We start from the raw sequence: 18,955 nt of genomic DNA on the forward strand, positions 1-18,955 counted from the left end.
GGTTACGGACCGACCGCCGCCCAGAAGTGGCCGTTGATCCCGTCCAGATAGGCGCGCCCCTCGTCGCCGGTCGCCCCGGAGGCGCCCCAACTGCTGGTCGCGGCCATCCGCGCGTGGTACTCGGTGTGGAGCTCCCGGAGCGCGTCCTCCACGATCCGCCTGGGCAGCGGCACCAGCTTCACCGCCGGCTTCACATACGCCTGCCAGCGGGTCGTCGCCGCGTCGCGCAGCAGCTCGGCGAGGGGCTCGTCGCCGCCGGTCGCGGTGATCAGGGCACGCGGGCCGAGACCGAGCGCCTCGGCGAGGGCGAGCATCTGGCGTTCGTTGCCGCGCCAGCGGCCCTCGTCCTCCATCCGCTGGAACGCGGTGGGCGACACACCCGTCCGCCGGGCCAGCTCCTCGACGGAGAGACCGCGCGCCACCCGGTGCTCGCGCAGGCTGGTGGGCGCGGCGATCAGTTCCGCGGGGGAGCACCACAGGACGCCCGCGAGGGCGGTGAGCTCCTGCTCGCCCGGGACCGCGAGGCCGCGCTCCCAGGCGGCCACGGTCTCGGGGTCGACGAAGAGGCCGTACTGCGCCCGCAGGCCGTAGGCGACATGACCGGGAGTCATGCCGAGGGCCTCGCGGAGACGGCGTGCGGCACGGGCGTCGAAGGGAGGGGAGGGTGGGTGCACCCGGTCACGGTAGGTACCAACAGTGAGGGCTGGCTACGGTGCGTTCCCCCAACGTGCGTCGTCGTAGGAACATGGGAACCGGTGGGTAACCGCGGGGTCGCTCAGCGCGCCCGGCCGTCGAGCCAGCGGTACTGGAGCTCGGGCCGCCCGATCTGACCGTACTGCGGGGCGCGCACGGCGCGGCCCTCGGTGACCAGGTGTTCCAGATAGCGGCGCGCGGTGATCCGGGAGATCCCGACGGCCGTGCCGGCCTCGGCGGCCGTGAGCCCCGCGGGGGTCGCGCGGAGGGTACGGGTGACCGCTTCGAGCGTCGGGGCGCTCAGCCCCTTGGGGAGCGTCGCGGGGTGCGGGGCCCGGAGCGTGGCGAGCGCCCGGTCCACCTCGTCCTGCCCGGAGGCCTCCCCGGCGGCCGCCCGGAACTCGGCGTACCGGACGAGCCGGTCCCGGAGCGTCGCGAAGGCGAAGGGCTTCAGGACGTACTGGACCACTCCGAGGGACACGCCCTCGCGGACGATCGCCAGGTCGCGTGCGGAGGTCACGGCGATGACGTCGGCGGAGTGCCCGGCGGCCCGCAGGGCGCGGAGGAGCTGGAGGCCGTGGCCGTCGGGCAGATAGAGGTCGAGCAGGATCAGGTCGACCGGTGTCCGGTCGAGGATCCGCACGGCGGCGGCCCGCGAGTGCGCGACCCCGACGACCTGGAAGCCCTCGACGCGCCCGGCGTAGAGCGCGTGCGCGTCGGCCGCGACGGGATCGTCCTCGACGACCAGGACACGCAGCGGAGCCGTACTCACGCGCTCACCTCCTCTTCCGCTCCGGTGGCACCGGGGCCCCCGCCGTCCGGGGCCGGCGGCACCGGCTCCGGCAGCGGCAGCCGTACGGTGAACTGGGCGCCGCCCTCCGCCGCGTCCGCGACGTCCAGGGTGCCCCTGGCGCGGGTGACCGCCTGGCCCACCAGGGCGAGGCCGAGGCCGCGGCCGGGGCCACGGGTGGACCAGCCGCGCCCGAGGACCGCCTCCCGGTCGGCGGGGCGGACGCCCGGGCCGCTGTCGCCGACCCGGAGCAGCAGCTCCCCGTCGCCCGCGCGGGCCGCGACGGTGACCGTCACGCGCGCGTGCGGGGTCCCGCCGGCCGCCTCCACCGCGTTGTCGATGAGGTTGCCGAGGATCGTCACCAGGTCCCGCGAGGGCAGCGCCGCCGGCACCCGGCCGTCGTCGATGCGGCTGTCCTCGGTGAGGACCAGCTCCACGCCCCGCTCGTTGGCCTGCGCCGCCTTGCCGAGCAGCAGCGCCGCCAGGACGGGTTCGCCGACGGCGTCGACGACCCGGTCGGTGAGCGCCTGGGCGAGCTCCAGCTCCGCCGTCGCGAACTCCACCGCCTCGGCCACCCGGCCCAGTTCGATGAGCGAGACGACCGTGTGCAGCCGGTTCGCCGCCTCGTGGGCCTGCGAGCGGAGCGCCTCCGTGAAGCCACGCTCGGAGTCCAGCTCGCCGGCGAGCGCCTGGAGTTCGGTGCGGTCCCGGAGCGTGACGACGGTGCCGCGCCGCTCCCCGCCCACGACCGGGCGGGTGCTGACCACGAGGACCCGGTCGGCCGTCAGATGGGTCTCGTCGACGCGCGGCTCCGAGGAGAGCAGCGCGCCGGTCAGGGAGGCGGGCAGGCCGAGCTCCGCGGCCGGCCGGCCGACGACGCCCTCGTCCAGGGCGAGGAGCTCCCGGGCGCCGTCGTTGATGAGGGCGATCCGCCGCCGTCCGTCGAGCATCACGAGCCCTTCCCGCACGGCGTGCAGCGCGGCCTCGTGGTAGTCGTGCATCCGGCTCAGCTCGGTGGCGTTCATGCCGTGCGTGTGGCGGCGGAGGCGCGCGTTCACGACGTACGTGCCCGCGCCGCCGAGCGCGAGCGCCGCGCCCGCCATCCCGAGCAGGGCGGTCACCTGCTCCCGTACCTGCTCGCTGATCTTGTCGATCGTGATGCCCGCGCTGACCAGGGCGACGACCCGGCCGCCGTCGAAGACGGGCGCCACCGTCCGCACGGAGGGGCCGAGGACGCCCAGGTGCGTCTCCGAGTAGAACCGGCCCTGCCGGGCCTCCGCTATGTGACCGAGGTACGTGCGGCCGATCTGCGCCGGCTCCGGGTGCGTCCAGCGGGTGCCGTCCGGGGCCATGATCACCACGAAGGCGACGCCGGCGTGGCGCCGCAGCGACTCGGCGTACGGCTGGAGGGCGGCCGTCGGGTCGGCGGAGCGGGCGGCGGCGACGACGGACGGGGAGTCGGCGACGGCGGCGGCGGTCGCCGTGGCCTGGCGCCGCGCGGTCTCCTCGGCCTGCTCCCGGTCCGTGAGGTACGCGAACACCGCGCACCCCGCCACGACGACGGCCACGAGGACGACCTGCATCGCGAAGAGCTGGCCGGCGAGGCTGCGGGGGCGGGGGAGGGGGAAACGCATGCGGGTAAGTGTGCACGTGGGAACGTGCGCGGGCGGCACCTCGTTCCCGAATCGTGCCCTTGCCCGCCGGGGTCCGTCGTCGGGGCCGTCGTTTCGGCCGTGAACGAAACGTACGCAACCGTGACCCGGGTCACAGGCTGATGGATAGTCGCGGAGGTCCACCGGGACGTGGACACCCATCAGCACGAGGAGGACCCCGTGGCCGCACGCCGGGACCGCACCCACTATCTGTATCTGGCCGTCATCGGCGCCGTACTGCTCGGCATCACGGTCGGGTTCCTGGCGCCGGGCGTCGCCGTGGAGCTCAAGCCGCTCGGCACCGGGTTCGTCAACCTGATCAAGATGATGATCTCGCCGATCATCTTCTGCACGATCGTGCTCGGCGTCGGATCGGTACGGAAGGCCGCGAAGGTCGGCGCCGTCGGCGGCCTCGCCCTCGGCTACTTCCTCGTGATGTCGACCGTCGCACTCGCGATCGGTCTGCTCGTCGGCAACCTCCTGGAGCCCGGCTCCGGGCTCCACCTCACCAAGGAGATCGCCGAGGCGGGCGCGCAGCAGGCCGAGGGCGCGAGCGAGTCGACCCCGGACTTCCTGCTGGGGATCATCCCGAAGACCCTCGTCTCGGCCTTCACGGAGGGCGAGGTCCTCCAGACGCTCCTCGTCGCCCTCCTCGCCGGCTTCGCGCTCCAGGCGATGGGCAAGGCCGGAGAGCCGGTCCTCCGAGGGATCGGGCACATCCAGAAGCTCGTCTTCCGCATCCTCGGCATGATCATGTGGGCCGCTCCGGTCGGCGCGTTCGGCGCGATCGCGGCGGTCGTGGGCGCGACCGGGGCCGCGGCCCTGAAGTCGCTGGCCGTCATCATGATCGGCTTCTACGTGACCTGCGGGCTCTTCGTGTTCGTGGTCCTCGGCGCGCTGCTCCGGCTGATCGCGGGCATCAACATCTGGTCGCTCCTGAAGTACCTCGGCCGCGAGTTCCTGCTGATCCTCTCGACGTCCTCCTCGGAGTCCGCGCTGCCCCGGCTGATCGCGAAGATGGAGCACCTGGGGGTCAGCAAGCCGGTCGTCGGCATCACCGTGCCGACCGGGTACTCCTTCAACCTCGACGGCACCGCGATCTACCTGACGATGGCCTCGCTGTTCACCGCCGAGGCGATGGGGAACCCGCTCTCGATCGGTGAGCAGATCTCGCTCCTCGTCTTCATGATCATCGCCTCGAAGGGCGCGGCGGGGGTCACCGGCGCGGGCCTCGCCACCCTCGCGGGCGGCCTCCAGTCGCACCGGCCCGAGCTGGTCGACGGGGTGGGCCTGATCGTCGGCATCGACCGCTTCATGAGCGAGGCGCGCGCCCTCACGAACTTCGCGGGGAACGCGGTGGCGACGGTGCTCGTCGGCACGTGGACCAAGGAGATCGACAAGGCGCGGGCGGCGGAGGTGCTGGCGGGGCGGGTCCCGTTCGACGAGAAGACGCTGGTGGACGACCATGCGGCGGCGCTGCCGGACCAGCGTACGGAGGAGGGCGAGGAGAAGGCCCGAGCGGGCGTCTGACCTCGCCCCCCGTGTGGGCCCGCGTCCGGGTGGACGTCGCCCACGCGCCGTGTGGGCAATCGTCCCGCTGGGGCGGGACGGGTGGGCACACGGGACGGCGCGCTCAGTGGCGCCTCCGCGTTCCGCGCCCTGACCCGCACCACGAGTGCGCCGTCACCAGGGTGCGGGTCAAGGCGCGGCAAGCCTTGGCCCGGCAAGGGCGCCGTCCGCTGTGCCCACCCGTTCCGCCCCTTGCGGAACGCCTGCCCACAACGGGGGTGGGCACCGCCCCGGCGGAACGCCTGCCCACAACGGGGGGCACGTGGGCCCACAACAGACCCCGGGTCCCGGGTCTTGAGCCGGATCCGGGCCTCGGAGAGGAGGGCGGCCCCCATCGAGGGGGCCGCCCTTCCGCCTCGTCAGACGCCCGACAGTTCCGCCAGCTCCTCCGGCGAGAGCGCCAGCGCCCCCGCTCCCGCCGAGTCCCGCACCGTCTCCGGCCGGCTCGCGCCCGGGATCGGCAGGACCGTCGGCGAGCGGGAGAGCAGCCAGGCGAGGGCGACCTGCTGCGGGCTGACCCCCCGCACCCGCGCCACCCGGTGGAAGGCGCCGAACTGCGGGTCCTCCTCCAGGGCCGACGCCCCGTCCAGGGAGCTGCGCGAGATCCCGCCCAGCGGGCTCCACGGCAGGAAGGCGAGCCCGAGCTCCGCGCAGAGCCGCAGCTCCGCCTCGCTGTCCCGCACCGCCGGGGAGTACCGGTTCTGTACGGAGACCAGCCGGTCGCCCAGGATGTCGCGGGCCAGCAGGATCTGCGGGGCGTCGACGTTCGAGATGCCCGCCAGGCGGATCGTGCCCGCGTCCAGCAACTCCCGTACCGCTCCCAGCGATTCCGCGTACGGCACCCCCGGGTCCGGCTTGTGCAGCTGGTACAGGCCGATCGCGTCGCCGCCGAGCCGCCGCGCCGAGCCCTCCGCCGCCCGCCGCAGGTGCTCGGGCCGGCCGTCCACGCTCCAGTCGCCGTCGGCCGTACGGCCCCGGCCGCCCTTGGTCGCCACGAGCACGCCCGACGTGTCGCCGCCGTACGAGGCGAGGGCCCGGGTCACGAGGAGTTCGCCCTCGCCCGGTGTGCCGCCCGGCGGGTGGTAGGAGTCGGCGGTGTCGAGCAGCGTCACCCCGGCGTCCAGCGCCGCGTGCACCGTGGCGACCGCCCGCGTCTCGTCCGGCCGGCCCTCGATGGAGAGCGGCATCGTGCCGAACCCGATCGCCCCGACCCGTACGTCCCCCAGCATCCGGTACCGCATCAGTTCTCCGCTCCGATCGTCTCCGCGACCGCCTTCGCCAGCCATTCACCGGAATCGCGGAACGCATAACCCAGGGAAATCGCCCGGGAGTTGTCCATTCCGTACGAGCGGGCGAAGGAGAACGGCGAGACCTCGCCGACCTCGACCCCCTGGAACACCGTCCGGCCGCCCACCAGTCTCTCGATCTCGGCGCAGATGCCGGCCGTCGTGAGCGGACCGTGGGAGTGCGCGTTCACCGGTCCGGTGAAGTCCGCCCCGACCGCCCAGGCGAGGAACGCGGCGATCTCCTCCACGTAGATGTAGGTCGCCGGGTGGTTCACCACGGGCACGGCGATCGGCTCGCCCGTACGGATCCGCCGCGCGTAGTGCTCCAGGCGGCCCGTGAAGTCGTCCGCGCCGCCCAGGACGTGCGCCACCCGCACCGAGGCCCAGGCGAAGGGCGTGCCCGCCGCGAAGACCGCCTCGGCCTGCCGCTTGCCCTCGCCGTAGTGCGCGCCGAGGAACTCGGAGTCCTCCCAGGGCAGGGCCGTGTCGACGGTCACCGTGGCCAGGTCGAGCGCGGACTCGGCGACCGGCACGGTGGAGTCCTCGTACTCGTACACCTCGACCGTCGACGTCATCACATAGCGGGCGGTGCGCGTCGCGAACACCCGCCGGGCGATCTCCGCCTGGCGCGGGGTGTAGCAGACCTGGTCCACGACGACGTCGAAGGAGCGGCCCGCGAGAACGGATGCGAGCGCGTTCTCGTCGTCGCGGTCGGCGACCAGCTGCTCGATTCCCTCCGGCGCGGCGGAAGAACCCCGGTTGAGCACCGTGATGCGGTGCCCGGATTCCCGGAGCAGCGCGATGAGCCGCTTTCCGAAATAGCGGTTCCCGCCGATGACCAGAATGTCCATGGAACTCAACTCCCCCAACTCCCTTGCTTTCGAGGACAAGTGTTACGTTGTGCGCTCGCCGGTTGAAGGGGGAAACATGGGAGTGCAGGCCGTCCCGCCGAAGGAACCACGGCATTCGCGCGCCGCCACCGCCGAAACCTCGGCGGCCGCTTTCGACCCCATCGACCGGCAGATCCTGGACCTCCTCCAGACCGACGGCCGCATCAGACTGAGCGAGCTCGGCCGCCGCGTCCGGCTCAGCCCCGCGGCCGTCACCGAGCGCGTCCGGCGCCTGGAGGCGAGCGGGGCGGTCACCGGCTACGGCGCGCACGTCGCGCCGGCCGTGCTCGGCTACGGCATCCAGGCCTTCATCCGCGTGAACCCGCACGGCGGCTACAACCTGAAGCACCCCCGCACCCTGGAGCTGACCGCGCGCCCCGAGGTCCTGGAGGTGCACCACGTGGTCGGCGAGGACTGCTGGATCCTGAAGGTCGCCGTCACGGACACCATCCACCTGGAGGAGGTCCTGGAGCAGACCTCGGCCCTCGGCCGGACCACGACCTCGATCGTGCTGTCCTCCCCGGTGGTCCGGAAGCCGCTCCTGCCGCAGGCCGCCCGCTGACTCCTTGCCCTGACGTCGGCGTCAAGGCCTACCGTCGGGGACATGCGCATCGGAGAGCTGGCCGAGCGGGCCGGGACGACCACGCGGACCCTGCGGTACTACGAGTCCCGCGGTCTGCTGACCGCCCGGCGTACGGAGCAGGGGTACCGCACGTACGACGAGGACGACCTGAGGCTGCTCCAGCAGATCAGGACCCTGCAGGACTTCGGGTTCGAGCTAGAGGAGACGCGGCCGTTCGTCGACTGCCTGCGCGCGGGGCATCCGGCGGGGGACTCCTGTCCCGCGTCGATCGCCGTCTACCGGCGGAAGGTCGCCGAGCTGGACGGGCTCATCGCCCAGTTGCAGGCCGTACGCGCCCAGGTGGGCGCCCAGCTCCTCCGGGCCGAGGCGGAACTGCCGCACGGCCCGGAGCCCCGGTGCGAACTCGAAGCGGTCACGGAGACGGAGGGGTGACGGAGATGACGACGTACGCGGAGGGCGTGGCCGAGGTCACGGACGAGGACTTCGGCACGGAGGTGCTGGGCGCCGGGCTGCCGGTCCTGGTGAAGTTCACCGCGGAGTGGTGCGGGCCGTGCCGGCAGCTGAAGCCGGTGCTCGGCGCGATCGCCGCGGAGGAGGCGGGGCGGCTGCGGATCGTGGAGATCGACGTGGACCGCAACCCGGAGACGACCATGGCGTACGGGGTCCTGGCGACCCCGACGCTCGTGGTCTTCCGGGGAGGCGAGCCGGTGAAGTCGATCGTCGGCGCCCGCCCGAAGCGCCGCCTCCTGGCCGATCTGGAGGACGTGCTGCCCTAGGGCCTGTCTGACAATTCCCGCCGGGTCCGGCCCGTCCGGCACGCACGCTCGCCGCACGGCCGAAACGCCCAAGTAGCTCCTTCCCCAAGCTCTCGGCTTCGCTCGAGCAGGGGAGACCCCATCCGAGGGCGCCCCGGCCGCACGCCGATCGCACGCACCGGACGCCCCGGCCTGATCCGGCGCGAATTGTCAGACAGGCCCTAGGGGACCACCGCCCGGCGCGAGTGCCCCGGGTCCGACGGGCGGCCGGCTCCGCCGAGGCATACAGAAATACCCCGACTAGAATTGACAGTCGGGGTATTGCCTCGCGTATATTAATGGATTCCGTGTCCAGGCGCAGCGAAGACGCGGAGAAGTTCAATAAACGCACTGTATCGCGCCGGGAGTCGAATTGTCAACCGAGGAATTTCGGAATGAGCAGCAATTCATCACCGATCTCTACGCACGACTCGACGACCTCAGGGACCAGGCAGAAGCCGCCGTCGAGCAGGCGCTCCGCACCCCCGGGGTCGGCAGCAACCAGGGCCGCCTCGAACGGGACGTGATGGTCGCCGAGCAGTCGGGGCTGCTCGCCGCGCTCAACGCCGGGGAGAGCGGCCTCTGCTTCGGCCGGCTCGTCTTCAAGGACGGCCGCGACCACCACATCGGCCGGCTCGGCATCCGCGAGGACGACCCGAACCGCACCCCGCTCGTCGTCGACTGGCGCGCCGAGATCGCCCGCCCCTTCTACCTCGCCACCGGCTACGAGCCCATGGGCCTCTCCCGCCGCCGCCACATCACCACCCGGGGCCGCGAGGTCGTCTCCCTCCACGACGAGGTCCTCGACCTCGCCGACGCCACCCGCACCGGCCACGAGAGCCGGAACGCCGACGAGGTGCTGCTCGCCGCACTCGACGCCGCCCGCACCGGCCGCATGCACGACATCGTGCAGACCATCCAGGCCGAGCAGGACGCCATCATCCGCTCCCCGCACCGCGGGGTCCTCGTCGTCGAGGGCGGCCCCGGCACCGGCAAGACCGCCGTCGCCCTGCACCGGGCCGCCTACCTCCTGTACGCGCACCGCGAGCAGCTCGCCAAGCGGGCCGTCCTCATCGTCGGCCCCAACCCCGCCTTCCTGGGCTACATCGGGAACGTCCTGCCCTCCCTCGGCGAGACCGGCGTCCTCCTCGCCACCCCCGCCGAACTCTTCCCCGGCGTCCGCGCCACCGGCACCGACACCCCGCGCGCCGCCGCCGTGAAGGGCGCCGCCGCCATGGCCGACGCCCTCGCCGCGGCCGTACGGGACCGGCAGCAGGTCCCCGAGCGCGGCGAGCCGCTGATCGTCCCGCACGAGGACGGCGACCTGGTCATCGACTGGGACATGGCCCTCGAAGCCCGCCACAAGGCCCGCGAGACCTTCCTCCCGCACAACCTGGCCCGCCCCTACTTCGTCTTCCGGATCCTCGACGCCCTCGCCGAGCAGCTCGCCGACCGCATCGGCGCCGACCCCTACGGCGGCCCCAACTTCCTCGGCCCCGACGACATCGCCCTGCTCGCCAAGGGCATCGCCGCCAACCCCGAGGTCCACACCGCGATCGACACCCTCTGGCCGCCCCTCACCCCGCAGGCCTTCCTCGCGGACTACCTCGCCGACCCCACCCACCTCACGGACGACGACACCGCCGCGATCCGCCGTGACGGCGGACCCTGGACCCCCGCCGACGTACCGCTGCTCGACGAGGCCGCCGAACTCCTCGGCGAGGACGACTCCGCGCTCCGCGCCGCCGAGGAGGCCGAACGCCAGAAGCAGATCCAGTACGCGCAGGGCGTCCTCGACGTCTCCTTCGCCTCCCGCACCTACGAGTTCGAGGACAAGGAGGAACTCGACAAGGACGCCTCCGAGGTCCTCTCCGCGCACGACATCATCGACGCCGAGCGCTTCGCCGAACGCCACCAGGAGGCCGACCACCGCACCGCCGCCGAGCGGGCCGCCGCCGACCGCACCTGGGCCTTCGGCCACATCATCGTCGACGAGGCCCAGGAGCTCTCCGCGATGGCCTGGCGGCTCCTCATGCGCCGCAGCCCCAGCCGCTCCATGACCCTGGTCGGCGACCCCGCCCAGACCGGCGACCCGGCCGGCGTCGGCGCCTGGAAGAACATCCTCGGCCCGTACGTCGAGGACCGCTGGGACCACGTCCGCCTCGGCGTCAACTACCGCACGCCCGCCGAGATCATGGCCGTCGCCGCCGACACCCGGCGGGCCGCCGAACCCGGCTTCGAACCGCCCCGCTCGGTGCGCTCCACCGGCGTCGAACCCTGGGACCGGACCGTCGACGACCCGGTCAAGGAGGCCGCCGACGCGGTCGCCGCCGAACTCCGCGAGGAGGGCCGGATCGCCGTCATCGCCCCCACCGCGCTCCACCCCGGCCTGATCGCGGCGCTCCCCGAGGCCTCGTACGGCCCGAAGCCCGACCTCACCCGCCCGGTCGTCCTCCTCGACCCCCGGCAGGCGAAGGGCCTCGAATTCGACACGGTCCTCGTCGTCGACCCCGACGGCATCCGGGAGGGCGCCACGCACGGCATCAACGACCTGTACGTGGCGCTCACCCGGGCCACTCAGCGGCTGGGCGTCATCAGGCCGGCCGTCACGCGGGCCTGAGCCAGACCGTCGCGAGCGGCGGCAGGGTCATCCGCACGCTCGCCTCACGGCCGTGCCACGGCACCGACTCGGTCTTCACCGGGTCGGTGCCGACCACGTCCGAGCCGCCGTACCGGGCCGCGTCCGTGTTGAGGACCTCCGCCCAGGCCGCGAACGCGTCCGGCACCCCGAGCCGGTAGTCGTGCCGCACCACCGGAGAGAAGTTGCAGACCGCGAGCAGCGGCGCACCGAAGGCGTCGAACCGCAGGAACGCGAAGACGTTGTCCTCGGCCGCGTCCCCCACCACCCACTGGAACCCCTCCGGAACGGTGTCCCGCTCCCAGAGCGAGGGCGTCCCCGCGTACACGGTGTTCAGGTCCCGGACGAGATCCCGCACCCCCCGGTGGTCCGCCTCCGCGCCGTACGCCGGATCGAGCAGCCACCAGTCCGGGCCGTGGTCCACCGACCACTCCGCGCCCTGCGCGAACTCCTGCCCCATGTAGAGCAGCTGCTTGCCCGGGTGCGCCCACATGAAGCCCAGATAGGCGCGGTGGTTGGCCCGCTGCTGCCACCAGTCGCCCGGCATCTTCGACACGAGCGAGCGCTTGCCGTGCACCACCTCGTCGTGCGAGATCGGCAGGATGTAGTTCTCGCTGTACGCGTACACCATCGAGAACGTCATCTCGTGGTGGTGGTACTTGCGGTGCACCGGCTCCTTCTGCACGTACTGCAGCGAGTCGTGCATCCAGCCCATGTTCCACTTCATGCCGAAGCCCAGACCGCCGAAGCCGCCCGGACCCACCTGGTCCGTCGCCCGCGTCACCCCGTCCCAGGCGGTCGACTCCTCGGCGAAGGTGACGACGCCGGGGCAGCGGCGGTAGACGGTGGCGTTCATCTCCTGCAGGAAGCGGACCGCGTCCAGGTTCTCCCGGCCCCCGAACTCGTTCGGCAGCCACTCGCCGTGCTCCCGCGAGTAGTCCAGGTAGAGCATCGACGCCACCGCGTCCACCCGCAGCCCGTCGATGTGGAACTCCTGGCACCAGTACACGGCGTTCGCGACCAGGAAGTTCCGCACCTCCTTGCGGCCGTAGTCGAACTCCAGGGTCCCCCAGTCGGGGTGGTGCGAACGGCGCGGGTCCTCGTGCTCGTACAGCGGCCGCCCGTCGAACTCCGCGAGCGCCCAGTCGTCCTTCGGGAAGTGCGCGGGCACCCAGTCCATCAGCACGCCGATCCCGGCCCGGTGCAGCGCGTCGACGAGGAACCGGAAGTCGTCCGGGGTGCCCATGCGGGCCGTCGGCGCGTAGAACCCGGTGACCTGGTAGCCCCAGGAACCGCCGAAGGGATGCTCGGTGACCGGCATCAACTCCACGTGCGTGAACCCGAGATCACGGACGTACGCGGGCAGCTGCTCGGCCAGCTGCCGGTAGGTCAGCCCCGGTCGCCAGGACGGCAGATGCACCTCGTAGACCGAGATCGGCGCCTCGTGCGGCGGACGGGACCCGCGCCGCTCCATCCATTCCGCGTCGTCCCAGGTGTAGTGCGAGGCGGTGACGATCGACGCGGTGTTCGGCGGGCACTCCGTACGGCGGGCCATCGGGTCCGCCCGGACCGTGTGCGAACCGTCGGGCCGCGTGATGTCGTACTTGTAGACGGCGCCCTCGCCGAGCCCCGGCACGAACAGCTCCCACACGCCCGTGGAGCCCAGCGAACGCATCGGCAGCGCCGTGCCGTCCCAGTGCGTGAACTCACCCGTGACCCGCACGCCGCGCGCGTTCGGCGCCCACACCGCGAAGCGGGTGCCGGCGACGCCCTCGTGGGTCATGGGGTGCGAGCCGAGCGCCGTCCACAGCTCCTCGTGCCGGCCCTCCCCGATGAGGTGCAGGTCCAGCTCCCCGAGGGAGGGGAGGAAGCGGTACGGGTCGTGGACGGGCATCTCGTCCCCGTCGTACCGCACCCGGAACTCGTACGCGGGCACCTTGCGCAGCAGCGGGACGAACACCGAGAACAGCCCGTCGCCGTCGTCGTCCATCGGGAGCCGCTTGCCCTTGGTGAGGACGGCGACCTCCTTGGCCCAGGGGCGCAGCGCCCTGATCACGACCCCGCCCTTGACCGGATGCGCGCCGAGCAGCCCGTGCGGGTCGTGGTGCTCCCCGGCGAGCAGCCGGGCCCGGTCGCCGTGGTCGAGCGGGGGCGCCTTACGGGGCGACTTGCCGGCCGTCTTGCCTGCGGATCGGGCGGTCACGGGGGTGCCTCCTGTTTGGTACGGGGGGTACGGATGCGCAACGGTGTTGCGGGGCCCGGGGAAACTCGGCCGAACGGGCCCCGTTGTGGGCGATCGTTCCGCGTCGTGTGGGCAGGCGTCCCGCAGGGCGGGACGGGTGGGCACACGGGACGGCGCGCCCAGCGGCGCCTCCGCGTTCCGCGCCCGGACCCGCACCGGCAGTGGCGGTGCACGCGGGTGCGGGTTCAGGCTCGGGAGCCTCTGGCGCCGGCAGGGGCGCGGTTCCGTTGTGCCCACCCGTTCCGCCCCAGCGGAACGATTGCCCACAACGGCCGGGGGCCGGCGTCACAGAGGGGCCGCCAGGCGTTCGATGGCGGACATCGGGACCGGGAGCCAGTCCGGGCGGTGGCGGGCCTCGTAGAGGACCTCGTAGACCGCCTTGTCCGTCTCGTAGGCGCGCAGCAGCGCGGGATCGGCCCGCGGGTCGACCCCCGCCGCCTCCGCGTACCCCGTGCAGTACGCCGCCCGGCAGCGGGAGGCCCAGTCCGCGTTCCACGGCCGGTGCGTGCGGGCCGCGTAGTCGAAGGAGCGGAGCATCCCGGCGACGTCGCGGACGGTCGGCTGCGGGCTGCGCCGTTCGTCCAGCGGCTTCGCCGGCTCGCCCTCGAAGTCGATGACGGCCCAGCCGCCGTCGGAGCCGCGCAGGGTCTGCCCGAGGTGCAGGTCGCCGTGGATGCGCTGCACCGCCGCCCCGCCGCTGGCCGCGGCGAAGACGGCCCGCAGGCCCGGCACGTGCGGCAGGAGCGCGGGGACGGCCTGCGCCGCCGCGTGCAGCCGCCGGTCCATCGCGGCGGCCAGCTGCTCGGTCTCCGCGCGGGCGAGCCGCCGGGTCGGCAGGGCGGAGGCCAGCGCCAGGTGCACCTCGGCCGTCGCCCGGCCGAGGGCGCGCGCCTCGGTCGTGAATTCCCGCCCGTCCGCCAGCGCGTCGAGCGCGAGCCGCCAGCCGTCCCGCGAGTCCCGCAGGTAGGGCTGGAGGACGCCCAGGGTCGAGGCTCCCGATTCGAACCAGGCGACCGGGGCGGGAACCCGGGCGCAGCCGGCCCCGGCCAGGGCGAGCGGCAGCTCCAGGTCCGGGTTCGCCCCGGGGCTGACCCTCCGGAAGATCTTCAGGATGAACGAATCTCCGAAGACGAGGGAGGAGTTGGACTGCTCCGCGTCCAGCATGCGGGGGGCCAGCGCCGGCGGCAGGGCCGTCGTGGCGTGGAAGCGCAGCGGTCCCGTTCGCCCGGGGGTGCGCAGCCGCTCGTACAGGAGCCCCGCGAGGCGCGGGTCGCGCAGGCCCTCGTACACCGCCCGTCCGGCGAGCGGGCCCTGCCGGATCCGTCCGATCAGGGCGGGCGCGAGCCGCGGCGGCAGCTGGGTCCGTACGCCCAGGAGGAGTTGGTAGCAGTCGGCGGGCGTTCCGGCCGGGCGGCCCGGCTGTTCGACCCGTACGAGGAGATGGAGGAGGCCGGGTCCCGCGCCGTCCAGGGGCAGCAGCTCGGTGGCCGCGTCCAGCGTGAATCCGGTGACCCGGCGACCCTTGCCCGCGAACCAGCGCTGCCGTGGCAGCCATTCGTGGAGCAGGGGGGCGAGGGACGGAAGGAGGGCGTCCGGGGCCCGGGTGGTGGATGCGGTCTCCGGCATGGCATCGCGTCCTTTCCCCGGGGCGCGCAAGTGGCTTTCGTATGCGTTCAAATGCGCAGAGTGTCCCGGATGGCGGCTGTGACTGTCCGGATGTGCGGGACGTGTCGGAAAGGGAAGATCCGTATGGGCCCGGCAAGAAGGCCCGGATGGACCTGAATCGTGGCGTGGATCGTGTGTCGTTCACAGTGCCCAGAGTGGGACGGGGGAAACCGTCCCACCCCGGGCGAGCGAGAACTGGCTCTCGCTCAGGCCTTCTTGAGACGGAACCAGTAGAAGCCGTGACCCGCAAGGGTCAGGAGGTACGGCAGTTCGCCGATGGCGGGGAACTGCACCCCGCCGATCAGTTCCACGGGCCGCGTCCCCGCGAACCGTCGCAGGTCCAGCTCGGTCGGCTGCGCGAAGCGCGAGAAGTTGTTCACGCAGAGCACCAGGTCGTCGCCGTCCTCCCGGAGGAAGGCGAGCACCGCCGGGTTGGAGGCCGGGAGTTCCGTGTACGTCCCCGTGCCGAAGGCCCGGTTCTGCTTGCGGATCTCGATCATCCGCTTCGTCCAGTGGAGCAGGGACGACGGAGAGGCCATGCCCGCCTCGACGTTCGTCACCTGGTAGCCGTGGACCGGGTCCATGATGGCCGGCAGGTAGAGCCGTCCCGGGTCGCAGGAGGAGAAGCCCGCGTTCCGGTCGGGGGTCCACTGCATCGGGGTCCGCACCCCGTCCCGGTCGCCGAGCCAGATGTTGTCGCCCATGCCGATCTCGTCGCCGTAGTAGAGCACCGGCGAGCCGGGCAGCGAGAAGAGCAGCGCGGTGAACAGCTCCATCTGCTTGCGGTCGTTGTCGAGGAGCGGGGCGAGCCGCCGCCGGATGCCGATGTTGGCCCGCATGCGCGGGTCCTTGGCGTACTCGGCGTACATGTAGTCGCGCTCTTCGTCCGTGACCATTTCGAGCGTGAGCTCGTCGTGGTTGCGCAGGAAGATGCCCCACTGGCAGCCGGAGGGGATCTCCGGGGTCTTCGCCAGGATCTCGGAGACCGGGTAGCGGGACTCGCGCCGGACGGCCATGAAGATGCGCGGCATGACCGGGAAGTGGAAGGCCATGTGGCACTCGTCGCCGCCCGAGCGGAAGTCGCCGAAGTAGTCGACGACGTCCTCCGGCCACTGGTTGGCCTCGGCGAGCAGCACCGTGTCCGGGTAGTGGTCGTCGATCTCCTTGCGGACCCGCTTGAGGAAGGCGTGGGTCGCCGGGAGGTTCTCGCAGTTGGTGCCCTCCTGCTGGTACAGGTACGGCACCGCGTCGAGCCGGAAGCCGTCGATCCCCAGGTCCAGCCAGAACTTCAGCGCGGAGAGGATCTCCTCCTGCACGGCCGGGTTCTCGTAGTTGAGGTCCGGCTGGTGCGAGAAGAAGCGGTGCCAGTAGTACTGCTTGCGGACCGGGTCGAAGGTCCAGTTCGAGGACTCGGTGTCGACGAAGATGATCCGGGCGTCCGCGTACTGCTTGTCGTCGTCGGCCCAGACGTAGTAGTCGCCGTACGGGCCGTCCGGGTCGCGCCGCGACTCCTGGAACCACGGGTGCTGGTCGCTGGTGTGGTTCATGACGAAGTCGATGACCACGCGCATGCCGCGCTGGTGGGCCGCGTCGACGAACTCCACGAAGTCGGCCAGGTCGCCGAACTCGGGGAGCACCGAGGTGTAGTCGGCGACGTCGTACCCGCCGTCCCGCAGCGGGGACTTGAAGAACGGTGGCAGCCAGAGGCAGTCGACGCCCAGCCACTGGAGGTAGTCCAGTTTGGACGTGATGCCCTTCAGGTCGCCGACGCCGTCGCCGTTGCTGTCCTGGAAGGAGCGGACGAGGACCTCGTAGAACACCGCCCGCTTGAACCAGTCGGGATCGCGGTCCTTGGCGGGGGTGTCCTCGAAGGTGTCGGGGACGGGCTCGTTGACAGTCATGTGGTGGGTGACCCTCCGGTCTGCGGGGACGGTCGCAGGGCGAGTACGTGCGCGGGCGTGACGCCCGGTTCCAGGCGCACGTAAGCGGCCCTGCCCCAGTGATAGGTCTCGCCGGTGAGCTCGTCGCGCACCGGCACGGTCTCGTGCCAGTCGAGGCCGAGTTCCGGCATGTTCAACGAGAGTGAAGCCTCCTGGGTGTGGTGCGGGTCGAGGTTGACGACCACCAGAACGATGTTCGAACCGGAGCGCTTCGAGTACGCGATCACCTGCGGGTTGTCGGTGTCGTGGAACGTCAGGTTCCGCAGCCGGCGGAGGGCCGGGTGGCGGCGCCTGATCCGGTTCAGGGCGGTGATCAGCGGGGTGATCGTCGCCCCCGCCCGTTCCGCCGACTCCCAGTCGCGGGGCCTCAGTTCGTACTTCTCCGAGTCGAGGTACTCCTCGCTGCCGTCCCTCAGCGGGGTGTTCTCGCACAGCTCGTACCCGGCGTACATGCCCCAGGACGGGGAGAGCGTGGCCGCGAGGACCGCCCGCGCCTCGAACGCGGGCCGGCCGCCCTCCTGGAGGTAGGCGTGCAGGATGTCGGGGGTGTTCACGAAGAGGTTCGGCCGCATCTGCGCGGCCGTCTCCCCGGACAGCTCGGTGAGGTACTCCGTCAGCTCCTCCTTGGTGTTGCGCCAGGTGAAGTACGTGTACGACTGCTGGAAACCGATCGCGCCGAGCGTCCGCATCATCGCCGGCCGGGTGAACGCCTCCGCCAGGAAGATGACGTCCGGGTCGGCCCGGTTGATCTCGCCGATCACCCGCTCCCAGAACACCACCGGCTTGGTGTGCGGGTTGTCGACGCGGAAGATCCGGATGCCGTGGTCCATCCAGAACCGGAGCACCCGCACGGTCTCCGCGACGATCCCGTCCATGTTGTCGGGGGCCCTGTCGAACGCGATCGGATAGATGTCCTGGTACTTCTTCGGCGGGTTCTCCGCGTACGCGATCGAACCGTCCGGCCGGTGGTGGAACCACTCCGGGTGCTTCTCCACCCACGGGTGGTCCGGGGAGCACTGGAGCGCGAAGTCCAGGGCGATCTCGATCCGCAGCTCCTTGGCCCGCGCCACGAACGCGTCGAAGTCCTCGAAGGTCCCCAGGTCCGGGTGGAGCGCGTCGTGCCCGCCCTCCGGCGAGCCGATCGCCCACGGCACGCCGACGTCGCTCGGCGACGCCGACAGGGAGTTGTTGGGGCCCTTGCGGTGGGTCTCGCCGATCGGGTGCACGGGAGGCAGGTAGACGACGTCGAAGCCCATCGCGGCGACCGCCGGGAGCCGTTCGGCCGCGGTGCGGAAGTTCCCCGGGACCGTACGCCCCTTCACCTTCCGCACGCCCTCCGAGCGCGGGAAGAACTCGTACCAGGAGCCGAACAGGGCCCGCTCCCGCTCCACCTGGAGCGGCAACGCCGGGGAGGCGGAGAGCAGTTCGCGCAGCGGGTGGCGGTCCAGGGCCTCGACGACCCGCGGGGCGAGCGCCGCCGCGAGCCGCACGGCCGCGGGCCGCGACCCGTCGCGCAGCGCGTCCGCCACGGCGAGTACGGCCTCCCGGCCGCCGCCCTTCTTCGGGACGCCCTTCGCGGCCCGCTCGTGCAGCTCGGCGCCCTCGGCGAGGACCAGTTCGGAGTCGATCCCGGCCGGGATCTTGATCCTCGCCGTGTGGCGCCAGGTGGCCACCGGATCGCTCCAGGCCTCCACGGTGTACGTCCAGAGGCCCTCGGCGTCCGGGGTGACCTCGGCACCCCAACGGTCGGTGCCCGGGGCCAGTTCGCGCATCGGGGTCCAGGGTCCTGGCCGGCCCGACGGGCCGCGCAGCACGACATTGGCGGCGACCGCGTCGTGGCCCTCGCGGAAGACGGTGGCCGTCACCTCGAAGGTCTCTCCGGCCACCGCCTTCGCGGGGCGCCGGCCGCAGTCGACCAGCGGGCGGACGTCCAGTACGGGAATGCGTCCCATGAGCGGATTCACAGCATCACCTGACGGGTTACGGGGGTGCGGGTGGTGGTGCGCTCTTTCTAGCTCCGTCGACGGCCGGCGGGTTGCGGGCATGACGGCTCCTGTCCGCGTTCACTCGGATGGCGGGTCCACAGGGATGAACAGGGATGAACGGGAGGCTCGGGGGAGACGGGTCGGGGGTTGTACCGGAGGAGCCTTCCCACGGTTCTCGGGTGGGCAATCCGGCGCTTTGTTAACTACTAGGGCGTAGCCACCCCGGCA

14 protein-coding genes are annotated in these 18,955 nt (G+C 72.2%); 5 read left to right on the top strand and 9 right to left on the bottom strand.

What is annotated here, in order from left to right:
* Positions 1-2: 2 nt before the first annotated feature.
* The 3 genes from AB5J54_RS27575 to AB5J54_RS27585 form a co-directional block, all read right to left on the bottom strand.
* On the bottom strand, positions 3-674 hold the full coding sequence (locus tag AB5J54_RS27575; protein WP_369146591.1) for a helix-turn-helix domain-containing protein: 672 nt from the start codon (positions 672-674) through the stop codon (positions 3-5).
* Between the two features lie 101 nt (positions 675-775).
* Entirely contained in the window at positions 776-1,465 is a 690-nt protein-coding gene (locus AB5J54_RS27580) for a response regulator (protein ID WP_369146592.1), read from the bottom strand.
* Positions 1,462-3,117, bottom strand: a complete 1,656-nt coding sequence (locus tag AB5J54_RS27585) for an ATP-binding protein (RefSeq protein ID WP_369146593.1) — start codon at positions 3,115-3,117, stop codon at positions 1,462-1,464. Before AB5J54_RS27585 ends, AB5J54_RS27580 begins: the two co-directional genes overlap by 4 nt.
* A 168-nt stretch (positions 3,118-3,285) precedes the next feature.
* On the opposite strand from AB5J54_RS27585, the gene AB5J54_RS27590 reads away from it, so the two are divergent.
* On the top strand, positions 3,286-4,665 hold the full coding sequence (locus AB5J54_RS27590) for a cation:dicarboxylase symporter family transporter (protein WP_369146594.1): 1,380 nt from the start codon (positions 3,286-3,288) through the stop codon (positions 4,663-4,665).
* 398 nt (positions 4,666-5,063) lie between these two features.
* On the opposite strand, the gene AB5J54_RS27595 is transcribed toward AB5J54_RS27590, so the two are convergent.
* Both AB5J54_RS27595 and AB5J54_RS27600 read right to left on the bottom strand, forming a co-directional pair.
* Positions 5,064-5,945 carry an aldo/keto reductase gene (locus AB5J54_RS27595; protein WP_369146595.1) on the bottom strand — a complete coding sequence of 294 codons (882 nt, stop codon included), beginning with the start codon at positions 5,943-5,945 and terminating at the stop codon, positions 5,064-5,066.
* The gene (locus AB5J54_RS27600) at positions 5,945-6,841 is read right to left on the bottom strand and encodes an NAD-dependent epimerase/dehydratase family protein (protein WP_369146596.1); all 897 of its coding nucleotides are present in this window, start codon (positions 6,839-6,841) and stop codon (positions 5,945-5,947) included. The genes AB5J54_RS27595 and AB5J54_RS27600 overlap by 1 nt, the downstream gene beginning before the upstream one ends.
* Before the next feature lie 76 nt (positions 6,842-6,917).
* Between AB5J54_RS27600 and AB5J54_RS27605 the strand changes: the two genes are divergently transcribed.
* The 4 genes from AB5J54_RS27605 to AB5J54_RS27620 all read left to right on the top strand — a co-directional run bounded on the left by AB5J54_RS27605 (position 6,918) and on the right by AB5J54_RS27620 (position 10,877).
* On the top strand, positions 6,918-7,442 hold the full coding sequence (locus AB5J54_RS27605) for an Lrp/AsnC family transcriptional regulator (protein ID WP_369146597.1): 525 nt from the start codon (positions 6,918-6,920) through the stop codon (positions 7,440-7,442).
* A gap of 42 nt (positions 7,443-7,484) precedes the next feature.
* The gene (locus AB5J54_RS27610) at positions 7,485-7,895 is read left to right on the top strand and encodes a MerR family transcriptional regulator (RefSeq protein WP_369146598.1); all 411 of its coding nucleotides are present in this window, start codon (positions 7,485-7,487) and stop codon (positions 7,893-7,895) included.
* A gap of 5 nt (positions 7,896-7,900) precedes the next feature.
* The gene (locus AB5J54_RS27615; protein WP_369149470.1) at positions 7,901-8,239 is read left to right on the top strand and encodes a thioredoxin family protein; all 339 of its coding nucleotides are present in this window, start codon (positions 7,901-7,903) and stop codon (positions 8,237-8,239) included.
* 391 nt (positions 8,240-8,630) lie between these two features.
* Positions 8,631-10,877, top strand: coding sequence for a UvrD-helicase domain-containing protein (locus AB5J54_RS27620; RefSeq protein ID WP_369146599.1), 2,247 nt, complete (start codon positions 8,631-8,633; stop codon positions 10,875-10,877).
* Here the strand turns inward: AB5J54_RS27620 and glgB are convergent.
* The 4 genes from glgB to AB5J54_RS27640 all read right to left on the bottom strand — a co-directional run bounded on the left by glgB (position 10,864) and on the right by AB5J54_RS27640 (position 18,694).
* Entirely contained in the window at positions 10,864-13,098 is a 2,235-nt protein-coding gene (glgB, locus tag AB5J54_RS27625) for a 1,4-alpha-glucan branching enzyme (RefSeq protein ID WP_369146600.1), read from the bottom strand. The two genes, AB5J54_RS27620 and glgB, sit on opposite strands and share 14 nt — an antisense overlap.
* Positions 13,099-13,422: 324 nt before the next feature.
* On the bottom strand, positions 13,423-14,763 hold the full coding sequence (locus AB5J54_RS27630; RefSeq protein ID WP_369146601.1) for a maltokinase: 1,341 nt from the start codon (positions 14,761-14,763) through the stop codon (positions 13,423-13,425).
* Between the two features lie 245 nt (positions 14,764-15,008).
* Positions 15,009-16,703 carry a maltose alpha-D-glucosyltransferase gene (gene treS / locus AB5J54_RS27635; RefSeq protein ID WP_369146602.1) on the bottom strand — a complete coding sequence of 565 codons (1,695 nt, stop codon included), beginning with the start codon at positions 16,701-16,703 and terminating at the stop codon, positions 15,009-15,011.
* Positions 16,700-18,694, bottom strand: coding sequence for an alpha-1,4-glucan--maltose-1-phosphate maltosyltransferase (locus tag AB5J54_RS27640; protein ID WP_369146603.1), 1,995 nt, complete (start codon positions 18,692-18,694; stop codon positions 16,700-16,702). The genes treS and AB5J54_RS27640 overlap by 4 nt, the downstream gene beginning before the upstream one ends.
* Positions 18,695-18,955 lie beyond the last annotated feature (261 nt).

The sequence above is a fragment of the Streptomyces sp. R44 genome (assembly GCF_041053105.1).
Taxonomy (GTDB): Bacteria; Actinomycetota; Actinomycetes; order Streptomycetales; family Streptomycetaceae; genus Streptomyces.

What these genes read in the sequence shown, in the direction of transcription:
- AB5J54_RS27640 (WP_369146603.1), bottom strand. Translation starts at nt 18,694, where the DNA reads ATGGGACGCATTCCCGTACTGGACGTCCGCCCGCTGGTCGACTGCGGC.
- AB5J54_RS27600 (WP_369146596.1), bottom strand. Translation starts at nt 6,841, where the DNA reads ATGGACATTCTGGTCATCGGCGGGAACCGCTATTTCGGAAAGCGGCTC.
- AB5J54_RS27630 (WP_369146601.1), bottom strand. Translation starts at nt 14,763, where the DNA reads ATGCCGGAGACCGCATCCACCACCCGGGCCCCGGACGCCCTCCTTCCG.
- AB5J54_RS27585 (WP_369146593.1), bottom strand. Translation starts at nt 3,117, where the DNA reads ATGCGTTTCCCCCTCCCCCGCCCCCGCAGCCTCGCCGGCCAGCTCTTC.
- AB5J54_RS27615 (WP_369149470.1), top strand. Translation starts at nt 7,901, where the DNA reads ATGACGACGTACGCGGAGGGCGTGGCCGAGGTCACGGACGAGGACTTC.
- AB5J54_RS27610 (WP_369146598.1), top strand. Translation starts at nt 7,485, where the DNA reads ATGCGCATCGGAGAGCTGGCCGAGCGGGCCGGGACGACCACGCGGACC.
- treS (WP_369146602.1), bottom strand. Translation starts at nt 16,703, where the DNA reads ATGACTGTCAACGAGCCCGTCCCCGACACCTTCGAGGACACCCCCGCC.
- AB5J54_RS27605 (WP_369146597.1), top strand. Translation starts at nt 6,918, where the DNA reads ATGGGAGTGCAGGCCGTCCCGCCGAAGGAACCACGGCATTCGCGCGCC.
- AB5J54_RS27595 (WP_369146595.1), bottom strand. Translation starts at nt 5,945, where the DNA reads ATGCGGTACCGGATGCTGGGGGACGTACGGGTCGGGGCGATCGGGTTC.